The sequence below is a fragment of the Pseudomonas simiae genome (assembly GCF_900111895.1).
In the GTDB taxonomy this organism is placed as follows: Bacteria; Pseudomonadota; Gammaproteobacteria; order Pseudomonadales; family Pseudomonadaceae; genus Aquipseudomonas; species Aquipseudomonas simiae.
The window spans coordinates 757,833-774,731 of the sequence record NZ_FOKB01000001.1; the positions used below are offsets into that span (position 1 = coordinate 757,833).

A 16,899-nucleotide genomic window follows, 5' to 3' on the forward strand; every position below is an offset into this window, starting at 1 on the left:
GCTGTGTTGCGCACACGCAGCCACACCCGACGGCCGTAGCCTTGAGTCATGTGTCGAACGCCTGCTGCTTCGCGATTTCCTGGTTGCGCAGAATGAACCGCTGCAATTTGCCACTGGGTGTTTTGGGCAGGTGTTCGACGAACTCGATTTCCCTCGGGTACGCGTGCGCGGCCAGGCGTTGCCGGACATGCAGGCGCAGGACTTCCGCCAACTCGGTGCTTGGCAGGCTTTGACTGTTCAGTACGACGAACGCCTTGATCAACTCGGTGCGTTGCGGGTCCGGTTTGCCAATCACGGCGGCTTCAACCACCGCAGGGTGTTCGATCAGCGCACTTTCCACATCGAAAGGTCCGACGCGATAGCCGGAGGTAGTGATCACGTCGTCGTTACGGCCCACGAAGCTGATGCTGCCGTCGTCATTCAACTCCACGATATCGCCGCTCAAATAATAACGGTCGACAAAAGCCTGGGTGGGCATTCCGAAGTAGCCCTCGAACCAACACAGGGGCGACCGCTCGCGATCCACCGCCAGCACGCCTGGCCGGCCCGGCGGCAGTTCCCGATGAGCATCATCCAGCACGACAATCCGGTACCCCGGAACCGCATAACCAGCTGAACCCTCACGTACCGGGTGACGCAGGCCGTGGTGGTTGCACAGCACCATGCCGATTTCAGTCTGGCCATAATGGTCGTGGATGACCACGCCGAGTTCGTCGGCAAACCAACGGATGACCTGCGGGTTCAGCGGCTCGCCGGCACTGCTGATGACACGCAGGCGACCACGCACGGTGTCGGCGAACGCAGCCCCCGCCGCGATCAGCAGGCGGTAGGCGGTCGGCGAGCCGGCCAGGTTGGTGATCGCATACTTGGCAATGATCCGGCAGGTACTGTCCACCGCGAACGGGCCGTCATAGAACAGCGTGGCACGGCCACATGCCAGCGGGCCGGTCACCGCGTAATACAAACCATAGGCCCATCCGGGGTCGGCGAGGTTCCAGAAATGGTCGTCCTCTCGCAGGTCAATCGAATCACGCATATAGCCCTTGAAGGCCAGAATGGCGCTTAAGGGCACCTCCAACGGCTTGGCCGGCCCTGTGGTGCCTGACGTACACATCAGCAGGAACGGCGCACTGGCGTCCAGCAACTCGGGTACACAATCGGCCTGTTGGCGATCCAGAACGGTCCAGAAGTCGTAATCGTCCGGGTTGCGTGGGCCTGCGCCGGTCACGATGATGCGTGGGCAGTCAATGACGTCGTCCAACTTGGGGCGATTATGGGCATCGGTCACAATCCAGCGCGCCTCGGAGCAACCCAATCGCTGCTCGATTGCCTTGGGGCCGAATGCGGTGAAGAGCGGTTGGTAGACCGCGCCGATGCGCCAGGTCCCCAAAATGGCAATCAACAGTTCAACCGTGCGTGGCATCAGGCCCGCTACACGCTCTCCCGGCTTGACCCCTTGCTCGCGCAAAAAGTTGCCGAAGCGCGCAGCGTGGGCCTGCAGTTCGCTGAACGTGTGGTGCGTGGCGCGGCCATCCGGCGTTTCGCAGTACAACGCCACGGCATCACCCAGGGCGTGCCGGTCGCAGCATTCGATGCAGGCGTTCATGGCCGCCAGCTCGCCGTGCAAGTCCTGGGTGGCCAGTTGTCGATAATTGAAAGAGGTCACTGCCGAGTCGTAATCACGCATAACGTACCTGATTGTTATTGTTGGTAGATGTTCGGTGTGCACACGCCCAGTGCGCGCGCTTTGATGTGGCTAGCTGTCCATCATTTCGGCCGCTTGCTGTGTGGCCTGGCTGGTCCGAGTGGCCAGCTTGCGGACTTCATCAGCGACCACGGCAAACCCGCGCCCGGCCTCGCCTGCGCGCGCCGCCTCAATGGCGGCGTTCAAGGCGAGCAGGTTGGTTTGGCTGGCAATGCCCTGGATGGTGGCGACAATGTGCGTCAACTTGCTGAGCGTTTCCTGCATCACGCGATGTTGTTCCGCCTGCGCCTCACGCATCGTGCTTTCTTCATGGTGGGCATGGATATCGGTAATGGCACCCACCACTCGCTGCGGGGAGCCGTCCGATGCGCGGCGCGTTTGCCCCCGGCCGCGGAACCAGCGGTAAGCGCCACTTTTATGTTTGAGTCGGTAATCCACATCAAACGGTGTTTTGCCGCTGCGGTCTTCAACGTGGGCAACAAACGCTGCGATCGCCCGTTCGCTGTCGTCGGGATGCAGGCGCGAGGTCCAGCTTTCCAGGGTGTTGGGGAACTCTTCAACCGTGCTGCACCCCAGCAGTCGGCGCATTTGCGACGACCACCAGATGGTATTTTTCGGGTTCGCAGGGTCGCCGGCCACGACCTCGATGTCCCAGAGCCCGTCGTGCAGCATTTCCCGGGAAATGTCGAAACGTGTGGCCGCCAGTTCAAGTGTCTCGTTGTGCAGGTGTTGTTCGTGAATGTCACGAAGGGTTCCACCGATGGCGAGAGGTACGCCTTGAGGATCACGACTTGCGTTACCGCTGACCCTGCACCAGCGATAGTCACTGCCTGATGCGGACTTCAGGCGCACATCGAGCGCAAAGGGCGTCCGCCCACTGCGATCGGCAAGATGCCGGGCAAGCGCTTCCAGGTGCGGTTGCCGGTCAGCGGGGTGTAACTGTTCGCTCCAACGGCCGAGCTGATCAATACCTTGGGCCTGGATTGACGCCGACCCCGACCACTCCATTGCGCACTCCGGCACCGGGGCGGCGGTTGCAGCCAGATCCAGTGTCCAGAACAGTTCATCTGCACCCTGGGTGATCAGTGCCCAGCGCGTCTCCACATGACGCAAATGCTTGTCGCGGCAGGCCAGGCGTTCGTCCAATTGACTGACTTTCAATGTCAGTGCGCGTGCTTGCTCCTCCAAGGCACGCCGCTCCTGTAGCAATTGATCGACGCCTGACAGAATGCGGCGCAATAACGGGTTGTTCGATGATAACGGCATGCTCGACTGGTCTGGCTGCTCCAGCCTCTCGGCGAGCGGCGCCAGTACCCAACGGGTGGTTCTGCTGAAAAAAAGCATGGAGCACCTCTACCTCGTTCAAAGGGGATCCGCCTGCAAGAGGGGGGACGGGCATGCCGACAAGGCCCGGGTGTCAAAGTCTGTCGCTCCCGGCAGGGTTTGCCAGGCCGACGGGCCTGCGGCGATTTCCTGAGCACTCAGCAGGCAGTTGTCGAGCTCGTGTTGCAACCTATGGGTATCCAGATCCTGGCCGATGAAGACCCATTCCTGCCGGCAATCCCCGACAATGCTGTCCCACTTGGCCATGATGCTTTGCAACCGATATTCATCCCGTGGCCATTGCGACGGCTCAATGAAGGTCCACCAGCGCCCGACATAGTCCCACTGGAACTGCTTGCCGCTTTGCACCAGCAGGCCGATTTCAAGGTGGCGGCTGGCCAACCAAAAGTAACCTTTGCTGCGCAACAGGCGCCCGTTGCACCAGGGTCGCAGGAGGAAATCGAACAATCGCTGCGGATGAAAAGGGGCGCGCTCGCGGTACACCCAGGACGTCACGCCATAGGTATCCGACTCGGAGGCCGGTGCGTCGCTGGCCTCCATTGTCTTCATCCAGCCCGGCGACGCCGCAAGGCTGGGTAAATCAAACAGATGGGTGCCGAGGATGTGGGATAGCTCAACGTTACCCTGAGTCATTGGCTCGATCCGCGCGGACGGGTTAAGGCCTGCGAGGATTCCGTGCAAGGCCTGGTAGCCAGGCTCATCGATCAAGTCCATTTTGTTGACAAGAATGACGTTGGCATACTCCACTTGCTCGATCAGAAGGTCGGTTAGAGGGCGCTGGGGCGTGTCCTCCTGTGCGTCGTCGCGGGGCACGGTGTCCGGTGACTCAAGCAGCGCCTGGAAACGGCTGCCATCGACCACTGTCACCAAGGTATCGAGCCGTGCCAACTCGCTGAGGCTGAAGCCTTCGGCGTCCAGGAAGGCGAACGTCTCCGCGACCGGCATCGGCTCAGAGATCCCGGTGGACTCAATGAGCAGGTAATCGAAACGCTGCTGGCGCGCCAGCGCACTGATCTGCTCAAGCAAATCGGCGCGCAGCGTGCAGCAAATGCAGCCGTTGCTCATCTCGATCAACTCATCGCTGCCACGGTGCAGTGACACATCGCGCTGCACCTCCTGGGCATCAATGTTGACCTCGCTCATGTCATTAACGATGACCGCCACCCTGAGGCCTTCGCGATTGCGCAGGATATGGTTGAGCAGGGTGGTTTTGCCGGCGCCGAGGAAGCCGGAAAGCACCGTCACCGGCAGTCGGCCTGTCAGGGCGCCGTCAATCATGCTTTCACCGCTTGAGCGACATCGGCGTGGTCCAGGTAGCTTTCGAAAAGATCGACCACCACCAGCCCATCGTCTGCCGCATCACCCCAGAGATCCTTTACGCGAAACTCGACATGGTAGGTCGGCTGGTGCGCCGCGCTCACGTCGCCATGGCCAATCGCGTCCGGGAACGGCCACTGCTCCGATGTGCGGTGCAGCACCACGCCTGCCTTGCCACGCACATAGGCTGGCATGCGGGTATGCCCGGCCACGTACTCGTCTCGCACGACGACCCGGTCGCCCACCTCAAAATGCGGTCGACCGGTGATCGCCGGGCGACCTTCGGCATGAGCAGGGTTCGCCAGCTTGAAGGGGGAGCCCAAGGCCTGATCGAGTTCTGCCTGGGTGATGACGCCTGTTTCGACCAGCAGGGTGGCGGTCGCAATGACATAGCGTTCGTAGTACTGGGTGCCGACATGTTGGCGGACATCCAGGCGTTCGACGGCGTGGCGCACTTCGTCCACGCTGAACTTTTTCAAGTGATCGGCACCGATAAACATCAAGCTGTAGGCCAGGTGTTCCCAGTCCTGCTTGAATACCTGTTTGTAGTCCAGACTATTGATGGTGTGAGGGACCTTGCCAAAGCCCTGAAAACCACCGAGATCGTGAAAACCATCCATTGTGAATACCTCTGAAAAGTGAAAGAAACAAAGCGCCCCGGTTACGCGACGTGCGGTAGCGCCACGCCGATAAGGACATCCTTGGTGATCAATTTTCGAAGCGCCTCTTCATCCATGGACTCGCTCCCTTGCGGCCGTACAGGCAGCACCAGATAGCGGCTTTCGGCGCTGGTGTCCCACACCTTGATGGTGACGTCGTCCGGCAGTTGCGTGCCCAATTCCCGCAGGACAGTGCGCCCTTCGCGCACCAGCCGGGCACGAAATTCGAAGCCCTTGTACCACTCCGGTGGTAAGCCGAGGACGGGCCAATTGGTGCAGGAGCAGAGGCTGCACACAATCACGTTTTTCAGAGTGGGCGTGTCTTCCAGGGCAACAATGTATTCACCCTGCGGGCCGGTGTAGCCAAACTGGGCACACGCTGCGGTGCCATCCCTTAGCAACAGTTCACGAAACTGCGGGTCTACCCAGGCCTTGGCCACAACCCGCGCACCATTTTCCGGGCTCCATTCGTGGGCCATCAGTTGCGTCATGTGCTCGATGTAACCGTCGGGGATCAGGTCCTTCTGCTTGAGCACTTGCAGTAACGCTTGTGCTCGTTCGCCCGGGGTTGATGTGTTTCTCTCAGGAGTGGTCATCGGTTTATTCCTCATCATTGAGCGTCTAGGCAGCGCCTGGCGGCTTGGTCTTTTTTGCGCTGCGGGGGGCCGGCTAACAGTTTTTCCAGTCGACAGCCGCCTCGAACGCTGCGGCAGCCTGATAAATCGTGCCTTCGGCATAGTGCTTGCCCACCAACATGAGCCCGACAGGCAGACCGTCTACCAGACCGCAGGGGATCGACATCGCCGGGTGGCCCGTGATGTCCTGGGCGGAGGCATTGCCGATCATTTCCAGTGCTCGCGCCACGTACTCAGTGATCGAGCAATCCGGTTCCGGGTGCGGCTGGGCAATGATCGGGACGGTAGGCATCACCAGCAGGTCATAGCGCGCCAAGGCCGCGTCATAGGCCGAGCGAGCCAGGCGCCTGAGGTTTTGCGCCTTGGCGTAGAAACGCCCGTTGTAGCGCTCGACACCGTATTGGCCGACGAACATGCACAGCTTGAGAGAGGCGGACAGGTCATCCGCCTGATCGCGCCATCCGGCTTGCTTGTCCAGCAAGCCCACGTCATACAGCCCTTTCCAGTTAAAACCCGCCCCATTGCCGTGCATCATCTGCATCGTCAGACCCTCACAGCCGATGGGGTGCCACAGCGCCCCGGCGATCGCGTGCTCAGGCACCGACACCTCCTCGACCTGCGCGCCCAGTTGCGAAAACCGTGCGATGGCATTGCGGACCGACGACGCAACGCGTGGATCCTGGTTGGCCAATTCGAAGCCTTCGCGCAGGACGCCAATCTTCAGACCGCTCACACCGCGTGCCAGGTAATCGCTGTACGTGTCGACCTGGGGCGCGGCTTGCCGGGGATCAAGCCCGTCCGCGCCGGCCATGACCTCCAGCATCAAAGCGTTGTCTCTCACATTGGCGGTGATGGGGCCGGCATGATCGATGGTCGCTTCGATGGCCATGATCCCGGTGTAAGGCACCAGACCGTGCGTAGGTTTCATCCCGTAAGTGCCGCAGAATGCGGAAGGAATCCGGATCGATCCGCCCTGGTCACCGCCGACTGCGAGGTCGACCTCGCCCGCGGCGACCAGCGCCGCGCTGCCGGAAGACGATCCACCCGAGGCAAACCCATGGCGATAAGGGTTGTGAACCGGTGCGGGATCGGAAGTGTGACTGCCACCTGACAGGCAGTAATGCTCGCACGTCGCCTTGCCGAGGATGGTTGCGCCCGCGTCCAGTAACCGAGTGACCACAGTGGCGTCGAACGATGGAACGTGGCCTTCCAGTGGCTTGGCACCATTCATCATGGGCACGCCAGCCAGTGAAATGTTGTCTTTGAGTGCGACCGTTTTACCCGCCAGTTTGCCGTCACGGGCACCGCTGACTTCCGTTCGCACGTACCAGGCGTTGAGTGGGTTGTGTGCAGCCGATGGACGATAGCCCGAGCTGCGTTCGTAACGTACCGGTGGAATGAAATCGGGCAACTCGTCAATCAGGTCGTAGGCGTCAAAGCTCGCCTGCATAAGCGGCAAGTATTCCCGCGCATGCTCGGGGCTGAGCTGCATGTGCAGGCGGCTGGCGATATCCAATAACTGCTCAAGGGTGGGGCGAACGATTGCCATGGTGGGGCTGTCCTTATCGTCTGTGGCCGAAGAGCACTGCATGCTCATCAAGGTCAGTGGGCCTGGTGCTCAAGATAGTCCGCGCCTCCAGTCGAAGGCTTGGTTGAAAAAGACAGCGACTTGGCTGAGCCGGACAGCCCTGCGCCAAGGCAACAGAGGGCTGGGGCCGCTGTCCGGTGGACGCTTGCGTCAAAATACGCGGGCGTAGCGCAGGTTCATGCGGAAGTCTTCCTTGGCGCCGTTGTCCACTGACAGATCCTTGCCCAACTGCAGCTGGATCTGGTCTTGGGGGGTGACGAATTTGGTCGCTGTCAGGCGGAAGTTGGTTGTACCCAACTCGTTATCCTGATTGACGTGCTCGACGTTGGTCTCACCTCCCCAGGTGCGCCCGAAGCCGATACCAAACGCTGTGGTAGCGTCAGGCATGTAACGCCCCATGATCTGTGCTGCATAGGAAACGTCTTGCTTCAGACGGTCAGCATTTGCGCCATAGTCGGGGTTGTCGCCATACCAGGTTGCGCCGCCGACCAAGTCCATTGCCCATCTTTCTGTGAAGTGCTTGACGTAGGCACTCTGCAGTTCGAACTTCCAGCGGTTCTCACCGATATTGAGCGCGTCATCCTTGTCATAAGTGCCAGTGGGTACATACAGATAGGGGGCGATACTGAGGGTGTCGCGGGCTTCGTTGAGCCGCCACTTGACCGGCGCGGTCAGGATCAAGTCGCCGACGCCGCGGGTACTGCCCAGCGTCGAGGCGTCACCGCCACTGGAGACGTGCCCGAAGGGCAGCAGGAATTGCGGGTCGATGGTGACTGTGTCGCTGAGTGCGTAGACGTGGAGCAGACGCAGAATGCCGACGTCTGAGCTCAACCTGTAGTCGGAGCTGACCTTGTGCCCGTTGGCGTAAGCCGAGTCCGTGGTGGAGTGCTGGTAATAAATCGCACCGATGGTCGCGCCGACCGGGTATTGCTCATAGTCGCCAGGGGCTACTTCACCGGCGTTCGCGTGAAGTGCGGGCAACAGGGTGGAAAGTGTCAGCAGGCGGATCTTGTTCATTTTTTTATTCCTCGCACAGGAAACCACGCCACCCGGGGAGGGTGGCAAGGAAGTAGGAAGTGGGGGGGAAGTGCCGACGGCACTCAGGCGGTTGGCGACAGCGCGTCGCGCAACATGCCGGTCTGCGAGTGACAGTTGATGTACTCGAATACCTGGCTCTTGGCGTCTGACACCGACACTTCGTGGTACAGCCGTAACTTTTTCAAACCCGCGGCCACCCGGAAGAACGTCACGAAAATACGCAGGTGGGTAGGGTGCGACTCTGCCCAGCGTTCGAGTTTTTCCACCGAGCGCCAGTGACCGATGTTGTAGCTCACGTCGAGAAAGTTACCGTCGATATCGATATTGCGCACAAACCTGTTGCTGTAGCAGCCCAGGGGTTGCCCGTTGTCACGCAGGAAGTCCATGCCGTCCTGCAAGGTCGGCAAAATTTCATCCAGGTACAGCGAGCGTTCGTCCGCCTCGGCATCCGCCCAGTCCTGGCCTGAACGGATCAGCGTGAGGTTGTCATGCCCCATGACCACGACCCGCCCACCCTTGGCAGGGTCACCCGCGACCACTTTCAGCTCACTGGTAGGTTTCATCCAGTCCGTCTGAGAGATCGGGAAGCGGTCGCGCATCGAGCCCCAGTAACCGTGTTCCTCGATCTCGCCACTGGTGCTATCCATGACCGCGCCGACACCGGGCAAGTTTTCCTGGAAGGCGTACAAGGTTTCGAACTGCTCGGCGCGTGGGGCGGTGATTTCGCGGAAATAGCCCAGGCCGTCACTGAGCCGATCCGGCGAATTCCACCAGTCATTTACCTGGGGTGAGCGCAACCAGCGACAGTGGGCGGCAGGGTCTTTCCAGTACCCGACCACAATCAAATTATCAAACCCACTGCTGTCGGTGTGGTGGGTCAAGTCATGGGTCTGCGGGCCATCGGCCAGACTGAAACTGCCGACGATGTGGCGCATTGACTGCAACGCGGCCTCGCGCTGGGCGTCGCCGCGATATTGCACGCCGAGGTAAGCCATCACCACTTGTTCCAGTTGCTCGTCAGCGCGCGCGACCCACATCGGGAACGGCGGTTGATATTCGTCGGGCACCCGGCGTGACAGGGTGCGTGGGCATTTGAGATGTGTGTCGATTGCAGATTCCATGGTGAGCTCCTCGTTATTTTCGTTCAGGCCTACGGGTGGGCATCAGCGCTTCGGCGGCAGGTCGCGTTTGACGACTTGCCGTCGGTGCAGCAGCGTCATGGCTCCCCATTCAATCAACCAATACGCCGACTCTTCAGGGACCAGGTCGCGCCTCTGCAGAAACCAGGAGGAATCAGCCCGTCGTTGTGAATAGTGTCGATACATGGCGTGCCTCATCAGCGGGGTATGAGCTGCTGTGAGGTGGAAATTAGGCTGGGTGGCGAGGGGGCGCTTTGTTCGACGGGACAACCGTTTGGTTGGAAAAGACACTGCAGAAACTGACGTTGCGCCGTGGTCCGCGTTGGTGCACTTGGGCCGACCGCGTGACGGGCTGTGCCTCTAAATGGGGATAACGGCACAGGCAACCGCCTGCGGCCTGAGGCGCGTTGCGAGGGGCATCGCACGGCAGTGTGACTGGACGGCCTGCAGCGGTGTTTGGCCTGCAAATTGCTTTTGATGGGGGACAGTTGACCGCAAGTTACACCTTATCGAGCGCCTTTTGCATTGATGTCGAGGTCAGTGACATGAACCCGAGCACGCAGTATTCGACCCTTGCAGTGTCGGCCCCCCGTCGCTTTGATTACTGGAAGGAAGTGGTGTGCCGCCATTGCCTGGCAGCAGACAGCAAACCCTTGTCCCAGAGCAGTTTTGATGGCGCGCTCGCGATCAATACGCTCGGCGACCTGGACATCTGTTCGCTGTCTTCGCCGCTGCATTACTGGGAGCGCTCAGAGCGTCACCTGCGCAGCGGCCCGGCTGAAGATTTATGGTTGGGCTTCTCCCGAAATGGCCATGGGCAAATTGAGCAAGGAGGAAGAAAAGCCAGCCTGGCAGCTGGAAATCTGTTTCTTTATGACGCAACACAGGCGTTTCGATTCAGTTTCGGTGGTACCGAAAACCACTTGGTCCGTATTCCGCGAGCCTTACTGACCGAGCGTCTGCCACGAATCGCCGATTACACGGCGATGGTCCTCGACGACCGCCGCCCCGGCGTCGTGCCCTTGCGTGAAATGTTGCGTCAGGCCGCGAGCTCGCCGATGTCGTTGCAGGATGAGCACATCTCGAATCGTTATTCCGGCGCATTGATCGACCTGCTGGTGATAAGCCTGGAACTCCAGGACCTGAAGACAACCCACCAGGAACTCGACCTCTACGGTCGTATCATGCAGTACATCCAACGGCACTTGACCGAGCCGGACCTATCCATTGACGTCATCGCGCAGGCTCATAATGTGTCCACGCGAACCGTGACGCGCGCGTTCGCGCGATACCAGAAGACCCCCGTTGCCGAGATCTGGAAAGAGCGCCTGAATGCGAGCCGTGAAGCGATCGAGCGCGGTCAGGTGCGCAGCGTGTCCCAGGCGGCGCTGGACTTCGGGTTTTCCGACTTCTCCCACTTCAGCCATGCCTTTCGCAAGGCCTTTGGCGTTGCGCCGAATACCCTTTTGCGCCGCAATTGAGAGGCTTCGCGCTCAAACGGCTGGCGATTGAGTGCGGTTGTCGCTGGCCGTTTCCCGGAACAGTCGTGGTGACATACCGAATGTCGATTTGAAGTGCCGGCTGAAATGTGAACTGCTGCCATAGCCCCAGGCATAGGCGATCTCGGTGAGTGAGCGATGGGCCTGTTCGCGGTTGCGCAGGTCCTCGGCGCATCGGGACAACCGACGCTGCCAGATATACTCGCTGACGCTGCAGCCCAATTCATCCTGAAAGGCCCGGTGCAAGCTGCGCACCGAGCACTGTTCAGCATTGGCGATGCGCTCAATGCTGAGGTCGCGGTCCGCCAGGTGGCGCTCAATATAGGCCTTGAGGCGATTCTGTTTGAAGAACCGGAAGTCGTGGTCCAGTTGCTTTTCATCTTGCTTGTTCTTCAAGGCATTGTTGAGCAACCCGGCGATGCTGTCGCCGATCAGCCCGGCCGACTGGCTGTTGAGCAAGGGGTATTGATGGTAAGCGTCGCTGATCAGGTGCATCAGCATGCGCCCCAGCCCGTTGCGGCCACTCAAGTGCATGTCGCCGGTCTGTGTCAGTTGGCCGGCGGCGCCTTGGAACAGCAGGATAAAGTGTTCGCAACCCTGGGTACTGGTAACGCTGAAGGGCTTGCCACAATCGACCAGGAGCATTTCGTCCGGTGCGACGGTACTGCTTTGCTGTCCTTGCTCGAAGTGGCTGACACCGGCAACTTGCAGGATCAACATGCGCGGCGTGTCGACGACATCGAGTGCTTTGCTCAAGTGGCGTGAATAGCGATGGGCACTGGCGGTCATGCGGCAGAAACGCAGCTGGCCCAGGTCGCCATATTCCAGCCGCCCCTGGAAGTTACCGTTGTGCAACGGGTCGATATGGGTGGCTTCCAGGCGCTTTATATACTCAGGCGTGCGGCCCAGGTGATCGCTCATGAACTCTTTCCACTTCATCAGCCGGTCAGAGCGAACGACCTGATCGGTGGACACACAGGCTAGGTTGTTCATTGGTTTCGCCTTCTGTCTTTTTGTTATGGCTGAAGGGGCAAGGAGGGCGCCTTGCCCGATTCTGGCATGCGATCAGAACGGGTAGCGATGGCTCCCCGCTTGCCAGGTGACCCAATGGGCCCGGGTAAACTCATCCAAGGCATAGTGACCGTTGAAGCGCCCTAGGCCGGAGTTCTTCTCGCCACCGAACGGTGCATTGGGTTGGTCGTCGACGGTGATGTCGTTGATATGGGTCATGCCCGCCACGATGCCACGCGCAAAACTCAGGCCGCGCGCCATGTCCCGGGTGAACACGGCACTGGATAGACCGTACTCGCTTGCATTGGCCAACTCCAGGGCGTGGGCCTGATTGTGTGCAATCATCAATGGCAATAACGGGCCGAAGGTTTCATCGCGGGCCAATGCCTGCTCGGGGCCCACTTCGCCGAAGACATGGGCTGGCAGCACGAGCCCTTGCGCCTGGCCACCACACAGTTGCTTGAGACCGGCACGCTCGGCTGCGTCGATCTTCCCCAGCAGGCCATCGAGCTGACTCTGGTTGACCACCGGCCCGATCACCGTATCGGGCTTGGCCGGGTCACCGGTCTTGAGGTTGAGCACGCGCTCCACCACCAGCGCCGCGAAGTCGGCATACCGCGAACGATCGACAATGACGCGGTTGACGCTCATGCAGATCTGGCCCTGATGCAGGAAGCGCCCGACCACGGCGGCATGCGCCGCGATCTCGATGTCCGCATCGTCCAGGACCACCAGCGGTGCGTTGCCGCCCAGTTCCAGCGCCACGCGCTTGATGTGCTTACCGCCGATGGCGATGCGTCCGACATTGCGGCCCACGTCGGTGGAACCGGTGAAGGAGATCAGGCTTGGTATCGGGTGCTCGACGAATGCATCACCAATCTCCGAGCCCGCGCCGACCACCACATTCAGCGCACCCGCGGGGAACCCGGCTTCTTCGAACAGGTGCGCAATCAGCAGGCCTCCGGTGACCGCCGTGTCACTGGCGGGCTTGAGCACCACGGTATTGCCCAGCGCCAGGGCCGGCACCACCGAGCGCATGCTCAGGTACAGTGGAAAGTTCCAGGGGCTGATGACACCGACCACGCCCAGCGGCTCGCGAAACACGAAGCTCTGTTCGCCAGGCTTGTAACTGCTCAGGATTCGCCCCTCAACCTGCATCGGCAGCGTTGCGCACTCGCGAACCAGGTTGAGGGTGAACTGCCATTCCATCCCTGCCTTGATACGGGTACTGCCGGACTCACGGATCAGCCAGTCGATGATTTCTTCGCTGCGGTCCTGGATGACCTGAGCGAGTTTTTCCAGCTGCGCACTGCGCTGGGTCGGGTGCAGCGCTGCCCAGTCGGTCTGTGCGCGCTGGGCCGCCTGGTAGGCGTCATCCAGGTCAACCACCGAGGCCAGCGGCATCTCCAGCAAGCGTTCGCCGTTGAACGGGTTACGGTCATCCAGGCGTCGTGTCGAACGACCTGTGCGCCAGGTGCCGTTGATGTATTGGTCGCCGCTGATGGCGTAGGTCGCGAAGGTTGGAATTGTCATTGTCTTACCTTAGGCAGGTAGCCGCGTTGATTGAGGGTAGGTGAGGGCAGACCCTTTGAAGTGTGTCTTTTCAGCTGCGTATCCAGGCGCGTCCCCAGGAGTTGAGGGTGTATTCCTCTTGGGGCCAGACGCCTGGCGCGCGGCTGGCTTCGGTGATTTCCAGCTCCGCCGAGAACTCCAGGCGATTGCGATCGGCATCGACCACCATGAAGAACAGGTTATTGCCCGGACCGTGGCGACCTGGGCCAAAGAACAATGTAATCCGCTCCTTGGCGAAACGGTCGCCCCAGTCGCGAATGTCATTCCACTCGTTGGTTTCGTAACAGTGATGATCCCATTCGTTTTTCGAACCGCGGAAAAACGCCAGCGAGTGGTGCTCGTCGTCTGAACGCAGGAAGCAGGTCGTGAGCTGGCTGCTCTGCTCATCGACAACATTGTCCGAGACCGTGAACCCCACCGTGTTGACGTAGAAGTCGATCATCGCTTCCAGCTCCGTGGTCTGGAACACCACATGCTGCAGGCGGCCCGGCATGCCCTTGCGGTCGGTGGCGACGGCGCCAAGAGACACGCCAAACACGGTTTGCCGGCCCTGGGGGTCGCGGATTTGAAAGGCGCCGGCTTCCAGCAGTGGCGAGTCGAGCGCTTCGACGCTACAGCCCTTGCTCACCAGGCGCGTGCGCAGTTTACTCAAGCGCGCTTGGCTGCCCAGGTCGTACGCGGCCGCGAGCAGGCCGCTGTGGTCGGCGGGCGAGATTAGCATGGCCCGTTGCGGGCCTTGGAGCAGCCAACTGCCGTCTGCCTGCGCCAGGCAGTTCATGTCCAGCAGGCGCCGATAGAAATCAACTTGTTGCTGGGGCGCTTTGCTCGCCAGGTGCAGGTAACACAGGCGTGCGGGGGTAGAAGTCTGCAAGGTTTGCATAAACACCTCGGTGGCTGAAGGTTCAGGGGTAGACGGGGGCCATGGCCGGTTGATCCGCACAGGCGCTTGTCGAGGGGATGCCGAACAGCGCCTGCAAGGCGGCGGCAGCCTGGTCTTGGGTGGTCTTGTCGAAGAGGGCGGCGACATAGCGATCGGGGCGCAGCAACACAAACGTGTGGCTGTCGCCCAGCAGGTCCTTGAGCGCATCCTCATGGTCTTGAAGTACGGTGCAGCCAGGCAGCGATGGCAGGGCCTGGAAGTGCGCAGGCAGGATCAGGATGCGCTTGGCCTCCAGGTGATCCCAAAGACCGTGGCGCAGTTCATCAAGACGCTGGCGAGCAGGGTCGCCATATTGAATCAGGGCAAAGCCGGCACCGATGCTCGCGTCCAGCAACTGGGCGTGGCCTTGGGCGTCGGTCAGCAGCGGCTGAGGAAACATTTGCCCACAGGCCAGCTTTCCGGCCTTGCCGTCGGGCAGCACCAGGCCTTGGGTAAAGCGTGGTTTTGGCTTGAAGCGCATCTGCAGGAAATAGTCGCGCAGCGGCGGCACCAGGCCGACCAACGCGAATGCCGCACTGATCAGGCGAGCCCGCAGCACGGTAGCCGGCGCCATGACCACGCCCAGGTTCAGGGCCAACTTGATCAAGGCCCAGGCATGCCCGCGCCGCTCGCTTTCGTAGGACTGCAAGGCGGTCGCGGCCAATTTGCCGTTGAGTACGCCGATCAACTTCCAGCCCAGATTATGAGCATCGCGAACGCCGCTGTTCATCCCCTGTCCGGCGTAGGGCGGGGTCAGGTGCGCGGCATCACCGGCGAGCAATACGCGGCCCACCTGCCAGCGCTCTGCAACGCGGGCATGAAAGGTGTAGACCGTCTTGCGCACGATCGAAACCGGCGCATCGCCCTTGAACGGACGCAACAGCACGTGCAGGCTTTGCGGGCTGAGCACCTGCTCCTCGGTTTCGTCCGGCCGGAGCATGAATTCGAAACGCCGCGTACGGTGCGGACCGGGTACTTCCACCACCGGGCGCCGGGCGTCACAGTACACGCGGGTCTGCCAGAACGGGTCGTCGTCCTGGTCGGTATCGACCACCAGCCAGCGCGAGGAGAAGCTCGACCCGACCATCTCGATTCCCAGTTGCTTGCGCACCGGGCTGCGGCCGCCGTCGCAGGCGACCAGGTAGTTGGCCTTGACGTCGAGCAATTGGCCATCGGTGTCCTTGATCAAGGCACGCACACCGTGCGCGTCTTGAGTGAACTCCAGCAGTTCGTGATTGAAGCGTGCAGTCACGCTCGCAAAGCGCTCAAGGCCGGTCTTCAGCGTGTGTTCGAACAGTGGCTGGCGAAAGGCATTGCGTTTGGGAAAACCATACACCTTGCCGGTGGGCTCGACCTTGCCAAAGCAACGCCCGCCCGGGCGGGTGAAGTAATGCACGCCGTAGCCCGGCACCACATCGTGTAGCACGGCGGCATCCAGCCCGATCGCCTGCATGGTGCGCAGGGATTCATCGTCGATCGAGACAGCGCGGGGCTCGGTCACGGTGCCGGCCTTGCGGTCGATGATCAGGGTATCCACCTGACCCTGGCCAAGCAGGTTGGCCAGAGTCAGTCCGGTGGGGCCGGCGCCGATGATCAGGACTTGAGTGCTGAAGCTGTTGAGGGTTGTCATTGTTATTCCCTTCCAAAGGTTTCAGTCCGGCTGCGCGGGGCGTTGAGTCAGGGCCGCCATGCGTTGCGAGAGTGTCTGTGCGAGGGTCAGCATCTGTTCCCCTTGTTGCGCTTCCTGGGTGTTGTCACGCTCCTGGATCGGACGCACGCAACTGATGCTGCCCAGCACCTTGCCGTCGCTGTCGAAAATCGGTGCCGCGAGGCCGTAGACGCCGGGATCGATTTCCGCCGCACTGGCGACATAGCCCTGGCGACGCAGTTGCTGCAGCGCGCGGCGGAACTGTTCCCAGGTTTGGCCCAGGTGGCTGGCGCGCACTTCATCCGGGTTTTCCAGGAACAGCTGGCGGTGCTGGCGCGAGGTCATGTTGGCGAGGATCGCTTTCGATGTCGCGCCGAGGAACAACGGCCTGGGCGAACCCCGGGAGTAGCTGACCTCACTGAACAACTCGCCATGCTGGTGGATACATACCACCTGGTCCTTGAACAGCCGACAGATCAGCCATACCTGTTGCTCGCTCCAGCGTGGCAGAGCCTGTTCCAGCGACTGTGCCGCGCGCACCAGAGGGTCGCTCAGGCGCAGCTGGCGGTCCCAGGTGATGATCCGTGCGCCCAGTGCATAGCGTCCGGCTTCGACCTGAAACAACAGGCTCGCCTCGGCCAGTTCGCGTACGTAGCGGTAAATGGTCGAGCGGGTGTAACCCAGTGCGGCGCCCATTTCGTCCACCGCCCAGATCGGGCTGGCCTCGGTGAACAGGTCCAGCACCCGCAGCATGCGTTCCAGGCTGGAGCCTTTGCTATCGGCTTCCAGCTCCGACGGGCGTTCTGATTCAAGTAGATTCATGAC

13 protein-coding genes and 2 pseudogenes are annotated in these 16,899 nt (G+C 61.0%); 1 reads left to right on the forward strand and 14 read right to left on the reverse strand.

Annotated elements, in window-relative coordinates:
• Positions 1–46: 46 nt before the first annotated feature.
• From BMZ57_RS03685 to oxdA, 9 genes and pseudogenes are all read right to left on the reverse strand, one after another.
• Complete coding sequence (locus BMZ57_RS03685; RefSeq protein WP_010209141.1) at positions 47–1,687, reverse strand: AMP-binding protein; 1,641 nt, start codon at positions 1,685–1,687, stop codon at positions 47–49.
• A gap of 78 nt (positions 1,688–1,765) precedes the next feature.
• Positions 1,766–2,050, reverse strand: a pseudogene (locus tag BMZ57_RS30105) (methyl-accepting chemotaxis protein); the annotation flags it as partial.
• Positions 2,051–3,049 (reverse strand): annotated as a pseudogene (locus BMZ57_RS29965) (PAS domain-containing protein); the annotation flags it as partial. It abuts the pseudogene before it with no gap.
• A gap of 18 nt (positions 3,050–3,067) precedes the next feature.
• A complete protein-coding gene (locus BMZ57_RS03695; protein WP_010209143.1) occupies positions 3,068–4,327 on the reverse strand; it encodes a GTP-binding protein in 1,260 nt (419 codons plus the stop codon).
• Entirely contained in the window at positions 4,324–4,986 is a 663-nt protein-coding gene (gene nthB / locus BMZ57_RS03700; RefSeq protein ID WP_010209144.1) for a nitrile hydratase subunit beta, read from the reverse strand. The genes BMZ57_RS03695 and nthB overlap by 4 nt, the downstream gene beginning before the upstream one ends.
• Positions 4,987–5,027: 41 nt before the next feature.
• Positions 5,028–5,621: a nitrile hydratase subunit alpha gene (nthA, locus tag BMZ57_RS03705; protein ID WP_029529092.1), complete on the reverse strand. Its 594-nt coding sequence runs from the start codon at positions 5,619–5,621 to the stop codon at positions 5,028–5,030.
• 73 nt (positions 5,622–5,694) lie between these two features.
• A complete protein-coding gene (locus BMZ57_RS03710; RefSeq protein ID WP_010209147.1) occupies positions 5,695–7,209 on the reverse strand; it encodes an amidase in 1,515 nt (504 codons plus the stop codon).
• A 189-nt stretch (positions 7,210–7,398) separates the two neighbouring features.
• The gene (locus BMZ57_RS03715) at positions 7,399–8,265 is read right to left on the reverse strand and encodes a transporter (RefSeq protein ID WP_069672484.1); all 867 of its coding nucleotides are present in this window, start codon (positions 8,263–8,265) and stop codon (positions 7,399–7,401) included.
• An 83-nt stretch (positions 8,266–8,348) separates the two neighbouring features.
• Positions 8,349–9,407 carry an aliphatic aldoxime dehydratase gene (gene oxdA / locus BMZ57_RS03720; protein WP_010209150.1) on the reverse strand — a complete coding sequence of 353 codons (1,059 nt, stop codon included), beginning with the start codon at positions 9,405–9,407 and terminating at the stop codon, positions 8,349–8,351.
• A gap of 563 nt (positions 9,408–9,970) precedes the next feature.
• Between oxdA and BMZ57_RS03725 the strand changes: the two genes are divergently transcribed.
• Positions 9,971–10,906, forward strand: a complete 936-nt coding sequence (locus tag BMZ57_RS03725) for an AraC-like ligand-binding domain-containing protein (protein WP_010209152.1) — start codon at positions 9,971–9,973, stop codon at positions 10,904–10,906.
• Between the two features lie 12 nt (positions 10,907–10,918).
• Here the strand turns inward: BMZ57_RS03725 and BMZ57_RS03730 are convergent, their stop codons facing one another.
• From BMZ57_RS03730 to BMZ57_RS03750, 5 genes are all read right to left on the reverse strand, one after another.
• Complete coding sequence (locus tag BMZ57_RS03730) at positions 10,919–11,917, reverse strand: helix-turn-helix domain-containing protein (protein WP_010209154.1); 999 nt, start codon at positions 11,915–11,917, stop codon at positions 10,919–10,921.
• A 72-nt stretch (positions 11,918–11,989) separates the two neighbouring features.
• On the reverse strand, positions 11,990–13,468 hold the full coding sequence (locus BMZ57_RS03735) for an aldehyde dehydrogenase family protein (protein WP_069672485.1): 1,479 nt from the start codon (positions 13,466–13,468) through the stop codon (positions 11,990–11,992).
• Positions 13,469–13,538: 70 nt separating this feature from the next.
• Positions 13,539–14,387 carry a VOC family protein gene (locus BMZ57_RS03740; RefSeq protein ID WP_069672486.1) on the reverse strand — a complete coding sequence of 283 codons (849 nt, stop codon included), beginning with the start codon at positions 14,385–14,387 and terminating at the stop codon, positions 13,539–13,541.
• A 22-nt stretch (positions 14,388–14,409) separates the two neighbouring features.
• Positions 14,410–16,056, reverse strand: coding sequence for a bifunctional 3-(3-hydroxy-phenyl)propionate/3-hydroxycinnamic acid hydroxylase (locus tag BMZ57_RS03745; RefSeq protein ID WP_021491098.1), 1,647 nt, complete (start codon positions 16,054–16,056; stop codon positions 14,410–14,412).
• A gap of 21 nt (positions 16,057–16,077) precedes the next feature.
• Positions 16,078–16,896 (reverse strand): IclR family transcriptional regulator, encoded by an 819-nt coding sequence (locus BMZ57_RS03750; RefSeq protein WP_010209161.1) that lies wholly within the window; start codon positions 16,894–16,896, stop codon positions 16,078–16,080.
• Between the last annotated feature and the right edge of the window lie 3 nt (positions 16,897–16,899).